Origin of the sequence: Pseudomonas sp. ES4, from assembly GCF_050586665.1 — a bacterium.
GTDB lineage: Bacteria > Pseudomonadota > Gammaproteobacteria > Pseudomonadales > Pseudomonadaceae > Aquipseudomonas > Aquipseudomonas frederiksbergensis.
In genome coordinates this window covers 63,215-85,844 of record NZ_JBOBDO010000010.1, presented here as the reverse complement: position 1 = coordinate 85,844, position 22,630 = coordinate 63,215, and the positions used below count along the sequence as shown (strand labels likewise).

At 53.4% G+C, this 22,630-nt stretch carries 18 protein-coding genes and 3 pseudogenes; 15 read left to right on the top strand and 6 right to left on the bottom strand.

The window, feature by feature from the left end; genetic code table 11:
* The first annotated feature begins 60 nt into the window (after window positions 1-60).
* The 5 genes from ACQ4OB_RS13715 to ACQ4OB_RS13695 all read left to right on the top strand — a co-directional run bounded on the left by ACQ4OB_RS13715 (window position 61) and on the right by ACQ4OB_RS13695 (window position 6,338).
* Window positions 61-585 (top strand): transporter suffix domain-containing protein, encoded by a 525-nt coding sequence (locus tag ACQ4OB_RS13715; RefSeq protein ID WP_074876668.1) that lies wholly within the window; start codon window positions 61-63, stop codon window positions 583-585.
* A gap of 434 nt (window positions 586-1,019) precedes the next feature.
* The gene (locus tag ACQ4OB_RS13710; RefSeq protein WP_371916906.1) at window positions 1,020-1,196 is read left to right on the top strand and encodes a hypothetical protein; all 177 of its coding nucleotides are present in this window, start codon (window positions 1,020-1,022) and stop codon (window positions 1,194-1,196) included.
* A 255-nt stretch (window positions 1,197-1,451) separates the two neighbouring features.
* Window positions 1,452-2,705 carry a tyrosine-type recombinase/integrase gene (locus ACQ4OB_RS13705; RefSeq protein ID WP_430955853.1) on the top strand — a complete coding sequence of 418 codons (1,254 nt, stop codon included), beginning with the start codon at window positions 1,452-1,454 and terminating at the stop codon, window positions 2,703-2,705.
* Window positions 2,706-2,716: 11 nt separating this feature from the next.
* Complete coding sequence (locus ACQ4OB_RS13700) at window positions 2,717-4,237, top strand: tyrosine-type recombinase/integrase (RefSeq protein ID WP_430955852.1); 1,521 nt, start codon at window positions 2,717-2,719, stop codon at window positions 4,235-4,237.
* A complete protein-coding gene (locus tag ACQ4OB_RS13695) occupies window positions 4,224-6,338 on the top strand; it encodes a hypothetical protein (protein WP_430955851.1) in 2,115 nt (704 codons plus the stop codon). Before ACQ4OB_RS13700 ends, ACQ4OB_RS13695 begins: the two co-directional genes overlap by 14 nt.
* Before the next feature lie 508 nt (window positions 6,339-6,846).
* Here ACQ4OB_RS13695 and ACQ4OB_RS13690 read toward each other — a convergent pair.
* Window positions 6,847-7,296 carry a hypothetical protein gene (locus ACQ4OB_RS13690; RefSeq protein WP_430955850.1) on the bottom strand — a complete coding sequence of 150 codons (450 nt, stop codon included), beginning with the start codon at window positions 7,294-7,296 and terminating at the stop codon, window positions 6,847-6,849.
* Between the two features lie 85 nt (window positions 7,297-7,381).
* Between ACQ4OB_RS13690 and ACQ4OB_RS13685 the strand changes: the two genes are divergently transcribed.
* From ACQ4OB_RS13685 to ACQ4OB_RS13675, 3 genes and pseudogenes are all read left to right on the top strand, one after another.
* Window positions 7,382-7,663 carry a helix-turn-helix domain-containing protein gene (locus tag ACQ4OB_RS13685; protein ID WP_430955849.1) on the top strand — a complete coding sequence of 94 codons (282 nt, stop codon included), beginning with the start codon at window positions 7,382-7,384 and terminating at the stop codon, window positions 7,661-7,663.
* Between the two features lie 106 nt (window positions 7,664-7,769).
* Window positions 7,770-7,970, top strand: coding sequence for a hypothetical protein (locus tag ACQ4OB_RS13680; RefSeq protein ID WP_430955848.1), 201 nt, complete (start codon window positions 7,770-7,772; stop codon window positions 7,968-7,970).
* 172 nt (window positions 7,971-8,142) lie between these two features.
* Window positions 8,143-9,040 (top strand): annotated as a pseudogene (locus tag ACQ4OB_RS13675) (IS3 family transposase); the annotation flags it as partial.
* A 238-nt stretch (window positions 9,041-9,278) separates the two neighbouring features.
* On the opposite strand, the gene ACQ4OB_RS13670 reads toward ACQ4OB_RS13675, so the two are convergent.
* Together ACQ4OB_RS13670 and ACQ4OB_RS13665 are read right to left on the bottom strand one after the other, a co-directional pair.
* The gene (locus ACQ4OB_RS13670; RefSeq protein WP_430955897.1) at window positions 9,279-9,698 is read right to left on the bottom strand and encodes a phosphate-starvation-inducible PsiE family protein; all 420 of its coding nucleotides are present in this window, start codon (window positions 9,696-9,698) and stop codon (window positions 9,279-9,281) included.
* Between the two features lie 192 nt (window positions 9,699-9,890).
* Entirely contained in the window at window positions 9,891-12,656 is a 2,766-nt protein-coding gene (locus ACQ4OB_RS13665) for an AAA family ATPase (RefSeq protein ID WP_430955896.1), read from the bottom strand.
* 428 nt (window positions 12,657-13,084) lie between these two features.
* Here ACQ4OB_RS13665 and ACQ4OB_RS13660 point away from each other — a divergent pair.
* From ACQ4OB_RS13660 to ACQ4OB_RS13640, 5 genes and pseudogenes are all read left to right on the top strand, one after another.
* Window positions 13,085-13,390, top strand: a pseudogene (locus ACQ4OB_RS13660) (TolC family protein); the annotation flags it as partial.
* A gap of 36 nt (window positions 13,391-13,426) precedes the next feature.
* The gene (locus ACQ4OB_RS13655; protein WP_430955847.1) at window positions 13,427-13,963 is read left to right on the top strand and encodes a redoxin domain-containing protein; all 537 of its coding nucleotides are present in this window, start codon (window positions 13,427-13,429) and stop codon (window positions 13,961-13,963) included.
* Window positions 13,964-13,980: 17 nt separating this feature from the next.
* Window positions 13,981-14,508 (top strand): DsbA family protein, encoded by a 528-nt coding sequence (locus ACQ4OB_RS13650; protein ID WP_430955846.1) that lies wholly within the window; start codon window positions 13,981-13,983, stop codon window positions 14,506-14,508.
* 519 nt (window positions 14,509-15,027) lie between these two features.
* Window positions 15,028-16,128 carry a low temperature requirement protein A gene (locus tag ACQ4OB_RS13645; protein WP_430955845.1) on the top strand — a complete coding sequence of 367 codons (1,101 nt, stop codon included), beginning with the start codon at window positions 15,028-15,030 and terminating at the stop codon, window positions 16,126-16,128.
* A 21-nt stretch (window positions 16,129-16,149) separates the two neighbouring features.
* A pseudogene (locus ACQ4OB_RS13640) lies at window positions 16,150-16,299 on the top strand (LLM class flavin-dependent oxidoreductase); the annotation flags it as partial.
* 14 nt (window positions 16,300-16,313) lie between these two features.
* On the opposite strand, the gene ACQ4OB_RS13635 reads toward ACQ4OB_RS13640, so the two are convergent.
* Window positions 16,314-17,129 (bottom strand): CmcJ/NvfI family oxidoreductase, encoded by an 816-nt coding sequence (locus ACQ4OB_RS13635; RefSeq protein ID WP_430955844.1) that lies wholly within the window; start codon window positions 17,127-17,129, stop codon window positions 16,314-16,316.
* 319 nt (window positions 17,130-17,448) lie between these two features.
* Window positions 17,449-18,756 (bottom strand): OprD family porin, encoded by a 1,308-nt coding sequence (locus ACQ4OB_RS13630; RefSeq protein WP_430955843.1) that lies wholly within the window; start codon window positions 18,754-18,756, stop codon window positions 17,449-17,451.
* Between the two features lie 753 nt (window positions 18,757-19,509).
* Between ACQ4OB_RS13630 and ACQ4OB_RS13625 the strand changes: the two genes are divergently transcribed.
* Entirely contained in the window at window positions 19,510-20,493 is a 984-nt protein-coding gene (locus ACQ4OB_RS13625) for an LLM class oxidoreductase (protein WP_116642242.1), read from the top strand.
* Window positions 20,494-20,602: 109 nt separating this feature from the next.
* On the opposite strand, the gene ACQ4OB_RS13620 is transcribed toward ACQ4OB_RS13625, so the two are convergent.
* Window positions 20,603-21,610 (bottom strand): zinc-binding alcohol dehydrogenase family protein, encoded by a 1,008-nt coding sequence (locus ACQ4OB_RS13620; RefSeq protein ID WP_430955842.1) that lies wholly within the window; start codon window positions 21,608-21,610, stop codon window positions 20,603-20,605.
* Window positions 21,611-21,719: 109 nt separating this feature from the next.
* Here ACQ4OB_RS13620 and ACQ4OB_RS13615 point away from each other — a divergent pair, with 109 nt between their 5' ends.
* The gene (locus ACQ4OB_RS13615) at window positions 21,720-22,628 is read left to right on the top strand and encodes a LysR family transcriptional regulator (RefSeq protein WP_430955841.1); all 909 of its coding nucleotides are present in this window, start codon (window positions 21,720-21,722) and stop codon (window positions 22,626-22,628) included.
* Window positions 22,629-22,630 lie beyond the last annotated feature (2 nt).

Genomic DNA, 22,630 nt, shown 5'->3' with positions numbered 1-22,630 from the left:
TGCTACGCTTTTTAAGCGCCATCAAATCTACTGTGATCAGTCAAAAAAGGTACGGAAATTATGAGTAACACCGAAGGTGTCGCTGAATCGCATTCAGCCAGCTGGCGCTTTAAGTTGGGGATAGCAATTATCTGCTTGATGCTGGGCTCCTGGTTATTGGTGCCTCTCGCCGCGGCTGCCGACGTGCCGGGATCAAAGATCGCTGCACTGACCGGCGTGCTGTTCATCAGCAACAAAGTCCTGTTGATCATCGTTATAGCGGTGATGGGCAAAGCCGGATTCCAACAGCTAAAACGAAGCCTGTTCGGATATGTGTCCTCACTTGCACCTAGCGCAGAAGTCGAAGTGGGCCCATGGCGTCACAGAGTTGGCATCGTTATGTTCTTCGTGCCGCTGATTTCTTCTTTTCTTGAACCCTACATCGACAGCATTTGGCCAGGGCTCAGGCCCAACCTCTGGCAAGCTCAAGCGCTGGGTGATCTCATGCTGATCGCCAGCTTTTTCGTATTAGGGGGTAATTTCTGGGAGAAAGTGCGCGCCTTGTTTATCCGCACGGCTCGTGTCGCAAACACCAGTGCGGCGTGAATAACAATAGGGGGCGAGGTAATGAGTACTCGCCTGTTCAAGCTCCTAATGGGTAGCTCGACTAAAGAGCTATTTAGCATAGTTATTATTAATCGAATCAAAATACACGATAGCGTTAGAGCATTAAATGCACCTTATTTCACATGATTTACCAACACCTTTGATGAACACATTCCCAGCGCTACAGGCTGTAATCACAGCGTTGAGGCTCCCACATAAGAACGGTTTCTAACGCAGAACCTTTCAAGCTCAACGCCGCGCGATGGTTGGGACCGCTGGCGGTCGGCGCTGCCTGATGACATCTGTTTATTACTTGCTGATGAAGAGTTCGCCGATGGTCATTTGAACCAATCAGACATCGTGCATTTAATACCAAGTGGGAGATGCAATTCAGTGCAGGCTAATTTTCCGGACGGCACATTAAAAACGGTGTGATGGGCAATGATGAATCGCGCCGAACAATGTCTGCTGTTTACATGTCCCGGGGGGCGTCTGGAAAAGCTCCGCAGCTTACAAATGGATTGGCGGGATACGGTCTGGTTGGTGAAGCGGTTACGCCAGGGTTTGATTTTGCAGATATGGAGTTGGTCGGCCAGCAACATACAGAGTAATTTCCCGAACACACGCAGCTGATTGAGACGTTGAGTGGCAGAGGTGATTTGAACGCTGCAAAATCTGCGCGCAGCTGGGTTAATCTCGAAACATATCGTTACGTGTAATGTATATTATGTTAAACGACAGGTCATGTCATAGATGTTCATGAGCTGTCTAAGCCACTGATTCGACAAATCCGTTTCTGACGTCCACTCTTTCAACGGGCCATGTCCTTCGTGTTCATGGCGAGTCATTCAATGTGGTGGCTGCCGATGAAGCTGATTCAGTGCCGTTTCTCTTCAGGTCAGCGTGTTCCGCTGCTCGTGCACGCTGGTAACGCGGAGCCGTTGCCCATACTCGTTCCGTTCATCTACGTCCAACTCAGACTCAGGCACCGGGCTTACAATACGGCGGCGGCACATCTGCGCGCGATCCAGGCTTTCTATATCTATGCTAAAAGCCGTGACCTCAATATTGATGACGCCATCTTGGCCTGCCAATTCGAGTCGATTCTGGCGTTACTGGACGGCTACGCCATCTGGCTCCAAAGCGGCCGTCAAGCCGACAACCTGGTCGCCCGAATCGGCAAAGCTGAAACGGCACCTTTTCCGTATATCGATCCGCGTACTCGTGACCAGTACCTGCGTTTGCTGAAGCTATACCTGTCCTGGTGTGTCACCCGATACATCCCGCGCGCTCGTCAAAATTCAACCACCCTGGCTAACATCGAGGTTTTATTTGCAGATGTCGCCGACGTCATTGAGCGGCGCTTTGAGAGCCATATCATCAACGTTCGGCAGGACCGCGCTCGTTACCGCAGCCTGACGGATACGCAACTCCAGATCATTCGCACATTGATTCGCCCCGGCGCTACGGAGAATCCGTTCCCGGAAAGGCTGCAGCTGCGCAATTGGCTAATGATTGAATTACTACTGGAGACCGGTATGCGCCGAGGGGAGCTTCTCAAGCTCTACACCACCGATGTCAATGAGGGTTCTCAGCATGCCTATGTCAGCATCAATGACCGCGAACATGATCCCGGCGACCCGCGCGCTGAAGAGCCTGCGCTGAAAACACACGGACGGACAGTAGGTATCTCCGCGCAGTTGTATGAGGTCTACGAGCGTTATATCCAGGGCGAGCGACGCCCCCTGCGTAATGGCAAACCAATGAAATTGCTGTACCGCTATTTGTTCATCTCTGACCGAGGTCGCCCGCTGTCGATCCGCGCGTTGTCTAACGTCCTTGATCGGCTGTTTCTGACCATTGAACTGGCTCATCCGGGGTTGTTGCCTACACTTTCCGCGCATGACTTTCGCCACACCTTTGCCGATCGGTTTTTGGCTTACCTTGTCGAGAAGCATGGGTATGACCTCGAGCGGGCCACGGACGAACTCCGGCGAGTCTGCGGTTGGTCCGACACTTCGACGATGCCACGCCGTTATGCAAGTCGTTATCTAGCCGAGTCGGCTAACCTCCACAACGCCCAGCGTGCTTCGGCAGCCTGGAGCCGACTTGACAGTTAAGGAGGTTCGCCGTGACCAAATCAGCCGATCAAGAACACGCTTCACCCTCCTCCTCTTTTCCGACCTACGCGTTCGAGGGCCCGGCTCAGGTTGCGATTCGAACTCGCACCACTGACCAGCCACGATACGTCGATACCCGGCTGCCGGTGTGGACGTGGTACGACGGTGGACTCGCGATGAAAATCGATTGGGCTGCACTCCAATTGAATTCGGAGCTAATAGAAATAGGCAAAGGTTTTATGGCCTATGCACTTGAGAAATATGCTCCTCGAACCGCGGTAATGTTCGCAGATACCCTACGCTTTTTATCTAGTACAAATCTCGCGACCGGACTTCCTTGGGACACCCATCAACTGGTCACTGCTCTCGAGGAACTCAAAAAAACGAGGGCAGTACTTATAGGATTTCGAAGGCTTTACCGATGGGCAATGGATAGAGGAGTCAATGGCTTCGATCCAATCACCTACTTAAAAATCAAGGATGTGAAATCAGATCGAGTTGACCCGTATGCGCGAATTTTTCTCTCGCAGTCTGGTTTAGACCTCGATGAGGAAGTTCGATTGCTCAAACGCATTGAACGAGAGGTTTCACCTATCTCTTGGGAGGAGGCCCAGTTCAATATAGTACTTCACTTAGGTTTCGAACTCGCACCACGCTCGATTCAATTCCACTCGCTTGACATCGCGGATTTTGAGTTCATTGAAAGCGCTGATCATGAGAGGTACTACACCCTGTGGCTACCCATGGCCAAAAAGGTCGGCCAGCGCAGGCCTGAGCGACGGCCCCGCAAAGTCACCTCTCGACTGGGTGAAAAAATCTCACGCCACATCTCGGAAATTCAACGCCAATTTGGCAGCGACTGCGGACCATTGTTTGTCAGTCCTAATGGAAAACGTCTGTCAGTTAACGAAATCGGCATAGGCCTTAAACATGAACTGCGTGAAGCAGGGATAGACAAGCCTAACCAAGTAACTATCTTGTTGCGTCATCACCTCGGGCAAGGTTTGGCTGACCAGGGAACACCGGCAGACATGATTGCCGAACTGCTTGGCCACAACAGCACAGTAGCGGCGCGCGCTTACGTCACGGCAACTCCCAACATTGCCCGGATCAAAGAAAAAGCACTCGGCAAGAGTCCCGCCTATCAACGCATTATGCGCAGTCTCTTGACCGGGGAAGTCGTGCAACGCCGCGATACTGTTGCCGAAAGAGCGATCCGTGGCGTGATCGACACACAGTACATTGGGGACATCGGTGCATGCGCCCTCCCGGTTCATACGCACTGCCCCTACAATCCCGTCTACGCCTGCTACACCTGCAAGAAGTTTCACCCCTTTGCTGACGGCCGCCATGAGCAGGTAAAAGAGGCGCTGCAACGAGAAGCGCAACGGTTCATAGACATGGCGGAACAAGCCGGAGATCTCATTCACAACCGGCCCCTCGCCCAGCATCAGACAACCATCCTGGCGGTAAGCGCTACGATCGAGCGCTGCCGGAAACACACGGAGGATGCCGCAGATGACGCAGTCTAGGGCAACGCAGAGTCTCGAAGGCTTCATCAAACAGGAACAAGTGGTTTTTCGGTCATTACCGATTACAACCCCTTGGGAGCTAACGCTATGGTCGGTCGAGCATTGGCTGCCGCAGCGCTTAAAGCAACAGACCATAACCTTTGAAACTCACCGACAGTCGCTTGAAAAGAATGGCTATTCTGTTCCTCCTAAAGCTGCCCTCCCCTTAGATTTCCAGGATTTTTGCAAGGCATTAATCGTATATCTTCAACGCACCCGAAGCCTGAAGTTTTCGATGGTCGCGGCCTACAATATTGCCGTACGCCGGCTTTACAATCCGTTGTTTGAACGACGCGTATCCGACCCTACACAGTTGACGCGGGGTGATTTTGACCGCGTCGTAGAATTTCTCCGCGTGAGTGGCTACAAGAACCTTTACGACGCGATCTCTCATCTTCAGGTAATAGCGGATACGATCGATAAACTGCAATTAACCGAGACCGCCATCCACTTCGTACATGATGCAAAACCAGAGAAACGCCGCCACGAGTACATCTCATTGCACGATCCTGATCGTGCGGTAAAACAGCGTAAATCTGATGATAGATTGCCTTCTCGTGAGGCGATGGAAGCATACGCCCTATGTTCGAACAACCCGCTCAGTGACGGCGAAGAAATTTTGCTGCGCGTGATCGATTTATTGATTGCGACTGGACAGCGAGGTAACGAAGTAGCAGTCATCCCCTATGATTGTTGGGTCGAGAGGCCGATCAAAGGGAGCGCAGGAGAGGTCGTTGTAGATGCCAATGGTAAGCCTCTGGTCGAATGCGGAATTAGGTACTTTGCGGAAAAGCAATTTCAATCCCGTGTTCATTGGTTGGCTGAAAGCGACGTTCCTTTAGCCAGGCGAGCGGTAGAGAGATTGAAGACGCTAACCGAAGAGCAGCGAGAGATTGCCGCTTGGCAAGAACTCCACCCAGGACGTATTTGGAGCTACCCTCCTCAGTCGGTGATCTCCGATGCAATGGTCTTGGATTGGCTAGGTTTTAGCGAAACAAGGAGTGCAAACAGAAATCTATACCTTTTCCTCACACGCAACGGCGTCCATCCGTTTGACAATGAGCCCGATGAGAAACGAGGAAGGTCGTTAAAGCGACGCTACGTCGCGGGGGAGATTGAAAGACTGATCGTCCCGAAGCTCCGTGGGCACGCGGTACTAACAGAAAATGTCGGGGGAGAGGCTCGTATCGTACTTAGAACCAGCGAAACACTTGCCATCGCTTTCGACGGGCAATTTCGTTTCGGTGGACGTGAGGCAAATGTGTTTCGTGCGGTCCCGCGTCGGGTCAGCATCGTGGATATCAATCACGCGTTAGGTGATGATGAAAAATATGCGTCCATTTTTTCGCGTCGTTTACTAACCGAATCCGATGGCACTCCGATTAGGCTAACAAGCCACCAACCCCGACACTGGCGAAACACTATTTATCATCTGACCGGCATGAGTGATGTTCAGCAAGCATTGGCCTTAGGGCGAAAACGCCTCGACCAGAATGTCTACTACCAACACACAAGCATTGAGGAAAACACTGCTGCGCATCACGAGTTCTTGGCGTTCAATAGCCATCACGAGCGCATCGATTTTCTGCATACAGGCATAAGAGATAAACGCATTCAGGGCGCGTTAACCGACAGTTACCATGCGTTGCTGTCAGATAAAGGCACGACAACTGCAGAAGCATTCCTCACCGTACACGCCACGGCGCTACACGTAACACCCTTCGGAGGTTGCATTCACGATTTCTCCCAAGCGCCCTGCCCTAAGCATCTTCAGTGCTGGAATGGCTGCTCGCATCTCCATCTGATGGGCACTCCGTCGGAGCGGGCCAACCTTGAGAAACAAGCCGAGAATTTGACGACGGCAATCACCATCATGCGCGATGCCGGCGCCGGAGAGGCAGGTAGCGATGTATGGCTGATGGACCAGGAAGACAAGCTCAACAATTTAAAATCCGTCCTCGCACGCGATACCAATGTAGGTGTGCAACGCGTATTTCCGAATGGGCACCCAATGACGATTGCGGGCACGGACAAACGGCACAGCTCTGTTTCAGATGATTAGAGGCGACCATGGCTCATCGACAGACCTTGAGAGGCGGGACCTTGGATGAGGCAATCGACGCCCTCCTCGCCCAAATGATTAGCTTAGGACTAGAGAACGCGCCTATTTCACGCCCCGAAGTGCAGCGTCGATTGGGCCTGACTAGCCGAGCTACCTTAGTGGGGGACCGTGGGAGTCGAATCGAGTCCGCCCGTATCGCACAACTCAAGGAGAGTGGGAGAGATCCAGACGGTGCCCGCCGCCGAAGAAGCCTCGAAGAACGTATTGCTAATCTGCAGGCGGAGAATGCCGACTTGATAAAGCAGCGAGACCAGCTCTATGAAGCACTGTCGGCAATTGCGCACAACTGTCTGCTGAAAGGATTGGATGTCGAAAACATACTGACTCCATTGCGAAAGCGGTAAGTGGCAGAAAGGTTGCCAACGCCGCCAACTGACGCGGCGGGCAGGCAAGATTGCCTAACCGCTAGCGCGTCGAAGATGCCGTGAACCGTTCGAGCGTGTTGGTCTCATGCTCGCCGAGATGCCGGTGTAGCCGAAAAAATGATACGAGGATTTTGCAAATCGGATGTGCTGGACCCCAAGGCTTCAGTGTAGATATGCCCTCCCTCCAGGCGATACACGTAGGCCGCCTCTTCACTGATGTCATCCACCGTTTCGCGCACCTCTAACAGCCTCTCCATTTTCCACCCCTCACTTCCGTTCAGATAAGCCGGGGAAACCAACTGCACATCCAACAGCCAGATGTCTGCTCCTTGTTCATTAAGTAACTGCTCAAGCGCTGAAATGCTGGGAATCAGAACCATGCTATTCAACGTTTGAGTGCCTTGCTGTCGACCTACATTGACGTAAAACCAGGGGCAATGAGTGGTCTGCTCAACGTACTGCCAGTACTGGATGATGTCCTCACCCAGGTACGCGCCGAGGAAAATCTCTGCTGGTTTGTGAGTGATAAACATAGCGCCATCCTAAAAGTGAACACTATAGATTGTAGCCCTATAGAGCTCGCGAAGGCTTCATCGTTCCTTTTGCGAGGTCGGCAATATGGAACTGAAACAGGCATTTGGCGCGGCCCTGAAAAAGCTGAGATCGGAGAGGAAGCTTTCCCAGGAAGATTTCTCCGACGTCAGTAGTCGTACCTATCTCAGCACCCTAGAGCGCGGTCTGAAGAGCCCTACGATCGAGAAGGTAGACGAGCTGGCAACTGTAATGGACGTTCATCCGCTGACCATCCTCGTAGGCTGTTATCTGCTTCAGGACAACCCGATCTCACTCGACGAGCTGTTTTCCCGAATTCGAACGGAGCTGCCAAGAGAGATGAAATAAACTTCTGACGGATTACGTTCCATGAGCAAAGTAGATCAACGGAAGACTGCGGGTTGTAAGGCTTGTGCTAGCATCCAATTTGATCCGAAGATCGAGGTCAGCAGCGATGAAGCACCCAGTAAAGCCGGAAATTAGCCTCTCTGATATTTTGGAAGGTAAACGGAAACGCCGTGAGGCGTTATTGCTTGCCGTTAACTTTGCGTCGCCATCTGAGTTAGAAGCAGCTGCTCAGCGTTTGAAAGAGGTGATGAAAAAGCCTGTTGGAGCGCGCCGTCAACGCATTCCCCCACCAGAGTTCGCTCGATAGGCGAAGAGCGCTTTGATAGGAGCGCAGCCCCAGTTCAGGCAGACCCCGCCTAGTTGTGCTTTTTCCACCAATGCGGTGCGCAGACCAAGCTAACTGGCGCAAATAGCCGCCACATAAACGAAACTCCACTAAGCGCCATCAACGAGATATTCGCATGGTGGCTCCGCTCTGCCGCGTACTTTGCCAAGGAGTGCGGTTGAAGTACGCCTTTATCAAGCAGCGAGCGGGCGACAATTCCATTCGACGGCTTTGCCTGACGCTGAAAGTCCATCCCAGTGGTTATTACGCTTGATTGTCTGAGCCGCAATCTGCACGCGCTAAAGACGACCAACGATTGCTGGGTTTGATCAAGCATTCGCGGCTGGAGAGCGGCGGCGTTTATGGCTAACGCAAAATCCATGGCGATCTGCGCGAGGTCGGTGAGGATTGTGGTCGGATCGTGTGGCAAGGCTGATGCGTCTTGAAGATCTGCGCTCTTAGACAGGATATCGACGACGCCCTGGAAATTTCGGAGGTAAGCCAGCAGTCGCTTCACCCAATTTACTGAAGCGTCAGTTCGATGTCGTAGAACCCAACAAAGTTTTGGTCACCGACATCACCTACATTCGCACGTATGAAGGCTGGCTGTATTTGGCTGTGGTGCTGGATCTGTTTTCTTGTAAGGTCGTTGGCTGGTCAATGAAGTCGCAGATGACCAGTGATTTGGCCATTGATGCGTTATTGATGGCAGTTTGGAGGCGTAAACCGAAACTGGTGGTGATGGTTCACTCCGACCAACGCAGCCAGTACAGCAGCACCGATTGGCGCAGTTTTTTGAAGTCGAACAATTTGGTTGCCAGCATGAGTCGCCGAGGCAACTGTCATGACAACGCCGAATCCGAGAGCTTTTAGAGTTTCCAAAGCAAGAACGGATCAAGCGGAAAATCTACACCACGCGGGAAGATGCTCGTAGTGATGTGTTCGATTACATCGAGATGCTCTACCACGCAAAACGTCGCCATGGTTTCAGCAATCAACTGTCACCGGTAGAGCTTGAAAAGCGTTACGCAATGAGTTTGCAAGGTGTCTAGAGAATCCGGGGCGATTCAGTTCGCGACTGGTCTCGGTTGATAGGACAACCCGATTACTGACCAAACCCTTCAGTCTGAATGAACTCACTTTGCGAGTGCATTCATTGCTAAACACTCCCTCAGATAGCAGTTAATGGCAGCGCTGGATTGATGTCTTGTTTACGTAGGCTTCCAAATGAACTTGGCCACGTGTGCGGCGAGGCGTCCAAAATGTAGGGCCTTCAGAGTGATGCAAGCATCACTCTCGTAAGTCATCCTTATCACGCTCTCGTAAGAGCCAGCAGACGATGCCGAGCACCAGGGTGGCAAATCCCAGTGCGGCAATGGTGAGCGCAGGAGTAGCGGCAGAATCGAGAATAACGAACTTCCGGCTGAGCGCCAGCAAGGCGATCAACAGCACTGTGCGAACCTGAACGATGCTGTTGCGACGTAGGGCCGGGCGCACAATCGAATGCTTGAACTCCAGGGCTATCAGCACGGTGAAGATTGAGCCAAAGAGGGCCTGGAAAACATCGTGATCTAGAGGGTCAATCGCACCACCGATCACCAACGGCACAACCCTGCGACAGAGCTGCAGTAGCGCCATCAAAATCACAGACGCGATGATGAGACTGAGCGCTATAACAACCAATTGTTCGAAACGTTCGTAAGCATTCATCAGCGCCCACTGAAGTCTGAAATTTTTCAGCGTCGAGTTGCGCTCACGCCTTTCAGAATCAGGCTTTGACACGATAACCCTCCACACTTGCGTCTTCAGTCTGCCGGGCTCGTCCAGGCATTTGATGATCCAGTACACCACTGCACGTCGTGATCAACAGGCCTGCTCCCAGGTTACGTGAGTGTGCTGGGGCTAAGTCCCGGTCTCCGCAGTAGGTGCCAGATCATCTGGCTGGTCTGGCGGACTACTCTTTCCGGAGGTCTTTGGCGCATCCACCTCCACTTTATTGAAGACCACTCCCCTACGTTCCGTGTCGTAACCCAACTCAACACTGTCGCCGGCTTGCAGCTTGCCAGCGAGCATTTCCTTCGCAAGCCGCGTTTCGACGGCCTGGCGAATCTGACGTTTCAACTCGCGCGCGCCAAACTCAGGCTGATAACCAACATCCGCCAGATGATCGATGAGTGAGCCATCAATTTTCACTGTGATGTTCTGTGCAGCTGCGGTCCGAATGACCCGATCAAGCTGAATGCTCACAATCGATCGGATGTTGTCACGGGTAAGGGCATGGAACACGATGATGTCATCAATACGGTTCAGGAATTCGGGACGAAAATGCCCTTTCAGGACGCCCATTAATTCATCACGTAACGCTTTATCCGTAAGGCGTTCATCTTCGGGGCGCTCAAGATTCTCCATGATAATGGGAGAGCCCAAGTTGCTGGTGGCAATGATGATCGTATTGCTGAAGTCCACGACACGTCCCTTACCGTCCGTTAGACGCCCATCGTCGAATACCTGCAGCAATACGTTGCTCACATCGGGATGCGCTTTCTCGATCTCGTCGAGCAGAATCACACTGTAGGGCTTGCGGCGGACACGCTCTGTCAACTGACCGCCTTCGTCATATCCCACATAACCGGGTGGCGCGCCGATCAAACGCGCAACCGCATGCCGCTCCATGTACTCCGACATATCAATACGAATGATCGATTGCTCGTCACCAAACACCGTTTCCGCCAACGCTTTGGCAAGTTCAGTTTTGCCAACGCCCGTAGGGCCAAGAAAGAGAAACGTGGCAATAGGTCTGTTGGCTTGGCCAAGGCCGGCTCGAGACAAACGAACGGCATCGCTGACCGCGAGAACAGCGTCTTCCTGCCCAACCAGCCGCTCACGCAACGTGTCTTCCATATTCAACAGCTTTTGACGCTCTTCCTGCGTAAGCTCGGTCACAGGAATACCGGTGAGACGGGACAGCACCTCGGCAATTGATTCCAGGGTCACCTCAAGGGTTTCGGAACCTGTCTTGCGCTGCCAGGCTTCTGTTTCCTCTCCCAGTTGCGCTTGTTTTTGACCAATGCGTTCTTCGAAGCCTTTGGATTCATCAAAACGTTTACGGGAAGATGCATAGTCCTGTTCACGTTTAAGTTGCGTGATTTCGGCTTCCAGCTCCTGGATGCCAGCCGGCCTTGAGGAGGAACTGATTCGAACACGGGCCGCGGCCTGATCGATCAGGTCAATGGCTTTATCCGGCAGGTAGCGCGAGGTGATGTAACGATCCGACAGCTCTGCTGCCGCCACAAATGCTTCATCGGCGAATGTGACCTGGTGATGAGCCTCAAGCTTATCGCGTAACCCGCGCAAGATAATGATGGTCTGTTCGACGGTGGGCTCGGATATCAGCACAGGCTGAAAACGTCGTTCAAGCGCTGCGTCTTTTTCGATGTGCTTTTGATACTCATTGAGTGTCGTCGCACCGATCAAACTAAGCTCCCCGCGTGCCAATGCGGGTTTCAGTACGTTGGCAATATCCAGGCCGCCCTCCTCACCACCCTGCCCCGCGCCAACGATCGTATGCAACTCGTCGATGAACAGAATAAGCTCCGAGCTTTTTGCGGCGACTTCATCAAGTAGTTGCTTGGCTCGCTCCTCGAATTCACCACGATATTTAGAGCCCGCAACCATTGAGTTCAGATTGATTTCAACAAGCCGTCTGCCACGCAGAATCTCAGGGACATCGCCCTTTACTATTCGTTGTGCAAGCCCTTCAACGATGGCTGTTTTACCGACGCCAGGTTCGCCGATAAGAACCGGATTGTTCTTTCTGCGCCGCGCCAGCACCTCGATGGTATTTTCGATTTCCTGCGCGCGCCCCAGTACGGGATCCAGTTTGCCCTCACGAGCCAGTGACGTCAGGTCGCGACCGAACTTGTCGAGTGTCGGTGTTCCCGTCGGGGTGTCGACTCGCCCATCCTCAGCCCCCTTACCCACCACCTTTACCACCTTCTGCCGCAAGGCTTCAGGCGTTACGCCGTATTTTTTAAGCAATGTCCCGGCGATACTTTCTGGTACAGAGGCAAGCCCGATCAACAAATGCTCTGGGCCAACGTACGAATGTCCTAAATCACGAGATGCCTGGAACGCAAAATTGAAAACTTTCTTTAACCGTGGCGAAATGCTCATCTGGTCCACCGGGGCCTGGGCCTCCGCTGTGCCCCTCTGAGCATGTTGATCGATGTAGCCTTTGATCTCGTCCGGAGAAAGCTTCAGCTCCTTAAGCAACGCCGTACCCACATCGGTATCCGCAAGCACATACAACAAATGCTCAGTATCGAGCTCGCTACGGTTGAGCTCATGGGCTTTCTCACCCGCGCGTTGCAGGATTTCCAGCGTCTGGGAACTGAATGCATCGGTTGCATCGACAGATTCTCGAGGCACTTGCGCAGAGAGCCTGAAGTCATCACCCGCTTGATCCTTTGCTCCGCCCATGCTGTCGAAAAAGCGGGACACACCCCCGCCCAGCAGAGAGTCGAATGGATTCAACATGCTTTGATGGCGTAAGAGTTGACGGTAATCGTGGTCGCAAATGGACATTGTCCTGGCTTGGCCATTTTGCGATACGGTCACTCGCGCTACAGCGGGTCTCGCATTACATATTTCACAGAGAGTAGCCATGATGAGTTGTCTCCAAAGATGGATAACACGGACTCATTCAGATGGATCTACGGCCCCGTAAACGATGCTCAAGCAACAGGGGCATGAGATCCGCAATACGCTGAGATTGCTCAGGAAGACGATTACGTTGGAGGGAATGGCAGTCTCGGCAGACGACGCCATCCAATAACGATAGTCGGATCTCATCAAAACACGCTATGGGCGATCCAGGATACCGACGAACGACGTCTGATAAATTTGTGCTCAAAAATACCGCCAGTCGTAAACCACCAACTCATCAGCAAATGAGGCTATGGAATCACCAGCGTGATCGAGCAACGCTTCGATGTCGGAATTCGCAGGGGCGAATCGATCAGCAAGGACATGATTGCGGTTCGCACCAAAACCATCGGATAAAAAAGCCGCCGAAAATGACAGCAAAAGAACGAGCGCGCGAGGTCTTGCCTGCACTGGAGGAAACGGAGAACGCGTTCAGCGATTACGGCAAGCGCCAACAACGACTATAGTCAGTGGTGCGTCAGAGCGGATCCAGCCTTTCCGCTACCAACCTGGCCTCAATCCAATACCGCGAAGGCACGGCGGATCTCCTCGTGCTTCTTGATGCGGATCGTGAACGTCTCGCAACCGAAGACACTCAGGCTCAGGCCTCGAACGAGGTGTATCGAGGCATCGTCGCCATTTATAAATCACTTGGCGGTGGATGGAGTTATCCCCCCGGGCAAGTCGTATCCCGCTGAGCAGACCCCAACCGCCCATCTATAAGGGCTCAAGCCATGCACACTTCAGAATTGGATGATGCGAAAGAAACGAATGGCGACCTGGTTCAGGGGCCGCTGCCGGCCGGCACTGTCGCGCCCGACTTTACTCTGTACGCAACCCCTGATCAGCAGTTGTCGCTACGCGAGCTAAAGGGAAATCCCGTGATACTGGCGTTTTATCCCGCAGACTGGACTTCGGTTTGTGGCGACCAACTGACCTTGTACAACCAGTTGCTACCCACATTCAGAGAATACGGTGCGACGCTACTGGGTATCTCGGTTGACAGCGCTTGGTGTCATCAGGCCTTTTCCAAAGATCGGAATTTTCACTTCAGCCTGCTCGCCGATTTCGAGCCCAAAGGGGCTGTGGCGCGGCAGTATGGAGCCTACGAGTCCCACCTGGGGGTTTGTAAGCGGGCGCTGTTCGTGATTGACAAGGAGGGGGTGGTCGCCTGGAGCTACGTCTCCCCGATGGCAATCAATCCGGGGGCGGACGGCATTCTGGATGCGCTGGATGCTCTGGCGAATTCATCACAAAGCACGCCAACCTAAAATTAACAGGTGATCCCATGGCCACTCTCAAAGTCCCGGTAAGTGCCAGCGACCATCGCCAGGGAAGTGCGCATGCCAAGGTCACACTGGTGGAATTTGGCGACTATCAATGTCCCTATTGCGCTGAAGCGTATTGGATAGTCAAGAATCTGCAACAGCATTTTCGCGATGATTTGCTGTTCGTGTTCCGTAATTTTCCACTGACCACTGCTCACCCGCATGCGATGGCTGCAGCTGTCACCGCTGAGTTTGCCGGGAGTCGAGGATTCTTCTGGGAGGCTCACGACGAATTGTATGAAAATCAGGATCGATTGGGCCTGCCGCTGTTTCGGGCCATCGCTCTAAAACATGGCCTCTCCGACGAAGAACTCTATCTTGCCATGCAGGACGGTACCTACGTACCCAAAATAAAATCCGATTTTAATGGCGGCGTACGGAGCGGCGTGAATGGCACCCCTGCGTTTTACATTGACGGGCTTCGCTATGACGGGGCTCCAGAGTTCACCGAGATGAGTCAGATGATTGAGCTTTCGTTAATGAGTTGACGAAATCGCTAGATAGTGAAATCGCTTGGCATCACCCACACCGTAGCCGAGGGCGAACGTGCCCCATTGCGCAGCGCACCAGGTGTGCATTCGATGATATTTCAATACGGGAGATTGAAGAATCCACGGTGCTGCCAGCGACAAGCATCGCTCATAAAGCAGCGGCACGAAAATATCAGCCCAGCGAACCGAGGACATAAAAAATGGCGATGTTAATTTTTGACAGTTCGGAAGATTCCATAGTCGAGGCCCGTGTCCTGGTCGAGGCGCTGAATGAATGGTTGGCGGAACAGCAGCCCAGTTGCCCGCTAAGGTCCGCCCGTGCGCAATGTTGCTATCGGCCCGATGGCACGCTGGATTCTGTATTGACCGTACTAACAGACGTGGTGGTGGACTAGGTCAGGTGTTGCACTCAGTTTTTGCGACCGCCCCCAAGGTTGACGCCTATACCCGTCCACCCGTTCGCTTATCCGTTAGTTTCCTTCTACATTAAAGAGGTGCACACGGAGCCAGCAGCGAATGAAATCTTTGAAGTATTATGAAAAAAATCGACACGCCACATGGTTAGAGTTGTTTTTTGACCTGATTTTTGTTGTTGCAATTGGCAAGGTTACGCATACTCTTGGACATCTTCATCACGGCCACTTTGAACAGGAGCAATTATGGACATTTTTACTGCTTTTTGTTCCATTATGGTGGATCTGGTCCAGCCACACGATTTACTCAAACAGGTTTGATACAGACAGTAACCTTCACCGCTTGGCAACATTATTTTTAATGTTGCTGCTCATTGTGCTGTCTGCACGGATTGGGGAAGAATTGGAAGTAAACTATGCGCTTGTTATTGCCTGCTATTTTGGTATACGTGCCATCATCAGTATTATGTACATTTCGTCCATAAATAAATTCGATCACCGTAGCGAATTCTCCTCCAGGCTTGGCTTCGCCCTGTTAGTTAGCGCAGTTGTTAGTCTTTCATCCATTCTTTTTGACCCACCTATGCGTTACCTTGTCGCTTACATTGGGATTTTACTTGACATTCTGCTCCCTCTATTTTCTTGGGGTAAGCTAAAGCCATTGCCCGCACATACAGAACACTTGGTTGAACGACTAGGTTTACTCACCCTCATCTTATTGGGCGAGTCGGTAATTAGCCTTTCTGGAGGGTTATCTGACATTCAATGGGATCGTTATAATGTGATGGCGGCAATCACCGGATTTATCATGATTTGCAGTATCTGGTGGATCTATTTTGATAGCTTTTACCTACTGAGCAAAAATGAAAGTAGTATGAGTGGACACTCCTTAATCTACTCGCACCTTTTTCTATTTATGGGACTAGCACTCCTCGCAAATTTGATCAGACATGCGATCTTGAATGACATTGCGATGCGCGATTTCCAGATTATGTCAATCATCGGCATGGCCTTATTTTTCCTAGGCAAGCAATATGGCTATTTCATAGCCGTACCTAAAATAAGGAAATACATACTACAAAACACCTTGATCGTGTTTTCTCTAGGTGGGTTCGTTATATTCCTACCCCGCGTCGAGTACATATTGGTCGGCCTAACAGCAACCATGATCTGTTATGTTTTTCTAAATTTCAGATATCGTTGAATCTTTATAATTAGGCCATAACACGGGTGGATCAGCTATCCGCGCGCACCAAAGACTCAGCAGCTGATTGTCGAGGACTGGCGCACTGCGGTTCGTGCCGAATGTGGTGAGCTGTTCAAACCCTTCACCCAGTCGCTATACATCGACCTAACAGATAACTCGCAGACACCAACAAGTGGCAAAACCTAATCAAAGAAGGCCAGGGTGCGAACTTCGATACTCTCTCGCGGCGGCGCTCCCGGCGGCGTATTGGGGTCTTTGAAGGCGGTATGGGGCGTGAAGCGGGCACGGCCGTCGTGACGTGAGTCATACCCCTTGATCAGCAAGACTTCGTCACGGCGCATGTCAGGAAAATAGTACCAGCGCTGTTGCGGATTGTAGGCCAGGTGGTAGATCTCACCGATACGATCCGGATAGACCAAGTCGGTGGCCAGCAGGTCATTGGAGTCAAGCGTCGAGGCGTCCAGCACGGCCAGCGGTGAGCGCTTGACGGGCCCGCTCATCGGGCGCCAGAGGTTAATCTGGGCCACCGACACCAGTGCGGCGGCCTGATCCTGGCCCAGCACGTCGCGAATACGCTCAGGTCCCGAGCGCTCGGTGTAGTCATTATGCACACGGCTGGCTGGGCCGCGAATATCCCGCCCCTCGGCGTCGCTGCGCCTGGTGTGGTCGAAGATGACGACCCGGCTCGCGCCCGTCAGCTCCTTGATCAAGGCCTTGACCTCGTCATAGTAGACGCTTTCCACCAAGGCATCGTCGTAGAGGTCGTCGACCACCGTATCCCGCCGATGGAGCTCAAACCCCTGCTTGTCTAGAGACAGGCTGCCTGCCAACGGACGACCGTTATGTATCGTGACCTCGCGCTCCTCCTGCTCAGCAAAGTAGTGCGGTTCACTGTTACCGGTCAGAGCCTCGGTATGCACATAGGGCTTCGCATCGTGCTTGACCAGGTAGGTAAGTGTCGTGATGACGCTAGCGGGCGTATCAGTTGTGTGCTTCAAGTAACACCTCCCGGTCTGCTGACCGCTTCCGGCGTGGTGTCACCGTGGCGGATCTGTAACTTGTACGTAGACACCATCCCGCTCAATCGTATGCCTTCGAATGGACACTATCAAATGTAGCCCGAGGTGCATGGCACCCGACCGGTAGAAAAGGACCACTCTTACCTCGGCATCGACGACCAGCTTGACCATGACTGGCGTGTCGCACTCCGGGTCTGCGCCGATCATGAGCATCCGATATCCCGGCCCGCCCTTTACAATCGTTTGTCTGCCATAATGGGTTCGGACGTTGGTTAAATCAAACTTCCCGCACCACTATCTAGAGAAGCGGAATGCTATAGCTTACAAAAACTCGATTCTGATCTACGTTTCGAGATGCTTCGCTGTTGGACTTGCCGTTACGCCAGCCGAACCCGAGGCCTTTGAGCGCTCCGGATTGAAGGACGTAGTCCAGACTAATGTCTCTTTCCCATTCCTTTTGGTTGTTGCCTGACGTAGTTTTAATATTATCGCCGGAGAGGTACATGACCGAGCCTTTCAGGCCAGGGACCCCCAGAGCGGCGAAGTCGTAAGCATACTGACCGAAAGCTGTGCGCTCGCCTGCGCGGGTGAAAGTTTGGATCAGGCGGTCTGTATACAGGTATAGGCTTGCTCCACCGGCGCCCTTGTCAGTCAGGCTACCCTGATTGAGTTGAGTGAAGTTGCTGCCATCTGACACACTTTGGTACCCCGCAGTAATCGCGTGACCACCCAGTGTGTAAATCAACGCGGCACTCCAGGTACGGTTGTCGATCTCTCCACTACCGTTTTTGGTGTAGCCACTCATTCTGTAGCCTGACGTCCCGGAGCTATTTGCCCCTGACGAGTCAGTTTTGAAATAGCGCAGGTCGGTTTTAAGGGACTGATTGTCCGAGAGGGCAAGGGTGTGAATTAATCCCATAAAATGCTGCGTATAGTAGTTGTCGAGGCTGGCGTAGTAGTACTGAGCTGTCAGATTCTTGGTAACGTTCCAATCGCCCCCGGCGAAGTCAAACTGATTGCTTTCCCGCGTACCACCAGCAACGGCCAACCCCGTCTGATCGCTCGAACCACGTCCTGTTGCATGTTCGATCCGACCTCCAGTCAAGGTCAGCCCCTTGAGCTCGCTCGAGGTGATTTGACCGCCCTCGAAGGTTTGTGGAAGCACGCGCCCATCATTGGCGACCAGAATGGGGAGTTTCGGATTCAAGGTGCCGTAGCGAAGTTCAGTTTTCGATATTTTGACTTTTACGGTCATCCCCAGCCGGCTCCACTCGTCGACGGCACGGTTGTCACTGTCAGAAGGCATCATGCTGCTACCGACATGCCGTCCTTTGCCACTGTCCAAGGTAACTCCCAGCAACCCCAGGCTATCGACACCAAAGCCAACCATTCCATCGGTATAGCCCGATTTGAAGTCCAGCATGAAACCCTGCGCCCATTCTTCGGTTTTGGAAGGTGCGGCAACGCCATCGCGGTTGTCGTTATTGAAGTAGAAGTTTCTCATTCCCAAGGTGGCTTTGCTATCACTCAGGAAGTCAGCATGCACCTGGGCACTCAGGGTGATACTAAGAAACACCGAACTTGCAGTTATTGTTTTTCCACTCATTTATATAGCGCTCCATTTGTTATTTTAAAGTGATAGAAGCAACGCAAAATTTTCAGGTGTGCGTTTTTTATTATTCTTAATATCCTGCTGAAAACGAGAAATCGACGATACCTCGCCCCTCCTGCATCAAGTTAATATTGTTAATGCAAGTTCCAAAGTCGCTCATCGCACCTGTTTCTGTTATGCAGCGCGATAGCGTTAGAGCGGATTGTGTGAGAAAGGCGCAGGGAGTGCCTTGCCTGGGGAAATGGAGTTCTGCGTTGAGGTCTGAAAATTTATCTTATCGTCTGAATTTCAGGACTGGGGCCGGACACAATTGTCGGTCGAGTACCCAAAGGCTCAGCGGGCTGACCTGACGACTGTCCTCTATAGCAACCCGCGGCGCGCCGATCACGACGCCCAAGGCCTAGACTGCGGTGTAACCAATCTGCGTCAGGTACCGGGACGGACGACGAACATGGCGGTTCCCCGCAACGCCGCCTATTCTTGCTGGATGGTCCCCCTGCTTTTGCTCAGGCGATGTATCGGGCCGGAACGATCTAATTTATTTTGACCGTCCGTTCATCGCCAATCCGGGCCTGCCCACGCGTTTTGCCAGCAGCTGTCCCCTCACCCGGTCGACCCGACCAGCATGTATGGCGCAACGGATAAAGGCTACACGCACCACCCCACCTGTCGTTCCCAAGCGACCGATGCCGCAGCACCTCTTAAACAGGGGCGCTGTTCACGTTTCTCCCATTGAGGAAGATGAGTATGTATCGGCCGAGCACGATTCCTTATCAGCAGCATCGAGGGTTCAGCCGAACCTTCACTCAGGGTCATTTGAGCCTTGGATTGTTCTTTCCTTTGGAGGCCTTCGATGGGGACACTCCGAGCATGCTCAACCAAGTCGCATTGGCCAAACGAGCAGAGGCGCTGGGCTTCTGCGCGCTCTGGTTTCGCGACGTGCCTCTTCGCGACCCTGGCTTCGGCGACGTCGGCCAAGTCTTCGACCCTTGGGTTTACCTGGGCTATATGGCCGCTCATACGTCAGAGATAGCGCTTGGCACCGCATCCATTGCCATCCCGTTACACCATCCGCTGCACACGGCCAAGGCATCGGCCAGCGTCGATCAGTTGAGCGCAGGTCGCTTGATTCTGGGGGTAGCTTCCGGCGATCGCCCTGTGGAGTTTTCGGCTTTTGGCGTCGATGCCGAAAGGCGCGGAGACATTTTTCGAGAGTACTACGAGGTGATTCGCAGAGCCCACAGCACCAGCTTTGAACCCATCCGCTGGAGCGGTGGTGAGATGCAGGGCGCAGACCTCATTCCGAAACCCACAACCCAAGTTATTCCAATGCTCGTGACCGGGAATAGTCGCCAGTCACTGGATTGGATCGCGCGCGAAAGCATCGGATGGATCAACTATCCACGCCAACCGAACATGCAGCGACTGATCGTGGAAGATTGGCGGCTGGAGGTCATGAAGCAATGTGGTTCCGTCTATAAGCCCTTCGCTCAGTCGCTATACATCGACCTCGCTGAGAACCCGTCAACGCCGCCCACTCGTATTCATTTGGGGTTCAGGCTTGGACGCGACCACCTCCGGGGTTTGCTAGAGGTGCTTCAGGAAATCGGGGTGGACCACGTTATCCTGAATCTCAAATACGGTAAGCGCCCTGCTGCGCAAGTTATTGAGGAGCTGGGCACTCACATCGTTCCGCAATTCGGAGTACAGCCTCGTTCCGAAGCGAACTGAAACCAATACGTTACTGGACGGATTCATCGTCAACTCTGCGACATAAAAAATGGCAGTGATGCCGCAGGCGGTTCAGAGGCCCGCAAGCGAGCCCGCCCGAGGAGTGAAGTCAGAAACCTTCTAGAACGATCTTGCCCCGGGCCTTGCCGCTCTCGACCAGCGCATGGGCACGACGCATGTTTGCCGCATTGATCGCACCGAAGTGCTCGCCCACAGTGGTTTGCAGAACACCTTGGTCAATCAGAGCGCTGACCCGATTGAGCAGGTGATGCTGGTTGATCATGTCCGGGGTTTCATACAGCGAGCGGGTGAACATCAGCTCCCAATGCAACGACAGCGACTTGCGCTTGAGCGGCATCACATCGAGGCTGTCCGGATCGTCAATCACACCCAGACGCCCTTGCGGCTTGAGCACGTCGATCAGTTGTGCAAAGTGCTGTTCGGTGTGAGTCAGGCTGGCGACATAGTCGATCTCCGGCACGCCGAGCGCTTGTAACTGTGCGAGCAGTGGCTGGCTGTGATCGATCACGTGATGCGCGCCCAACTGCCGCACCCAATCAGCGGTTTCCTGGCGTGAGGCAGTTCCGATGACGGTAAGGCGGGTCAACTGTCGGGCCAGTTGCACCAGCATCGAACCGACGCCCCCAGCCGCTCCGGTGATCAACAGGTACTTGCCCTCCCCCGAACCCTCGACGACACCGAGCCGGTCAAACAACAATTCCCAGGCAGTGATCGAGGTCAACGGCAACGCTGCCGTATCGGCGGCACTCAATGACCGAGGCTTGTGCCCGACGATCCGCTCATCGACCAGATGGAATTCGCTGTAGCTGCCGGTGCGGGTAATCGAGCCGGCATAGAACACTTCATCGCCCGGCTGAAACAGCGTCACTTCAGAGCCGATCTCGCGGACAATGCCTGTGGCATCCCAGCCGAGGATTTTCGGTTCTTTTGTGAAAGTTCCGGCGCGCACCTTGGTATCGACCGGATTCACTGACACCGCGCGAACTTCGACCAGCAGATCCCGTGGACCCGGCGTGGGCACCGGGAGGCTGATGTCGATCAATGCGTGTGGATTGTCGATGGGCAAAGCGTGTTCGGTAAAGGTGATGGCTTTCATGGACACTCGCTGTCTGAAGGGTGATGCACTCGTTTGCAGCCATCTTCGACTTCCCAAGTACAAAGAAAAACAAGCAGAATGCGCCAACACTTTCACTGCAGGAGTGAAAATGATCCGCATCGATGATCTTGGTTTATTCATTCGCAGCGCCGCGCTGGGCAGTTTCACCGCAGCGGCGCTGGAGGCTGATCTATTGCCTGGTCAGGTCGCCGCCGCCATCAAACGTCTGGAGCGCGAGCTGGACGTACGCCTGTTCGCCCGCACCACTCGCAGCCTGCGATTGACTGCCGAGGGCGAGCAATATCTGCCCACCGCCCACTCAGTGCTTGAGACCCTGAAGCAAGGCAAGGAAAACCTGCGTGGTGAGAACGCCACGCTGCGGGGCGTACTGCAAGTGACAGCGCCGTCCGATCTGGGGCGCAACATACTGCTGCCGTGGCTGACGCTGTTCCGCCGTCAGCATCCAGAATTGACGTTGCGTTTTTTCCTGTCGGACCAGATGGCCAATCTGTTTCGCGACCCGGTGGACGTGGCGATTCGATACGGCCCGAATGAAGACGCCAACTACGTGGCACTGCCGCTTGCACCGTGGAACCAGCGGGTGCTGGTTGCCTCGCCGGAGTATGTGAAACGCTGCGGTTCTCCCCAAACGCCGGATGACTTGGGCAAGCATCACTGCCTGCTCTATCTGCAAAATGGCCGGGTCTACGACAAGTGGAACCTGGGCGGGCAAACCGTGCAGGTTTCGGGGCCACTGTTCAGCGATGACGCCGATGTCGTGCGACGCTGGTCGTTGGACGGTGAAGGTATCGCCTACAAGTCCTGGCTGGATGTCAGTGCCGATATCGCCGCTGAGCGCCTGCTTGTGCTGCTGCCGGATTATCCTGGCGAAGCTTCGCCGTTGAGTCTGGTGTGCCCGCATCGCAAGCAGATCAGCCCTGCCGTTTCCCAGCTTTATACGTGGTTGAGTGGTCAGTTTTCTGCGCTGGTGCGCCGTGAACCGAATGACTGCGATTGATG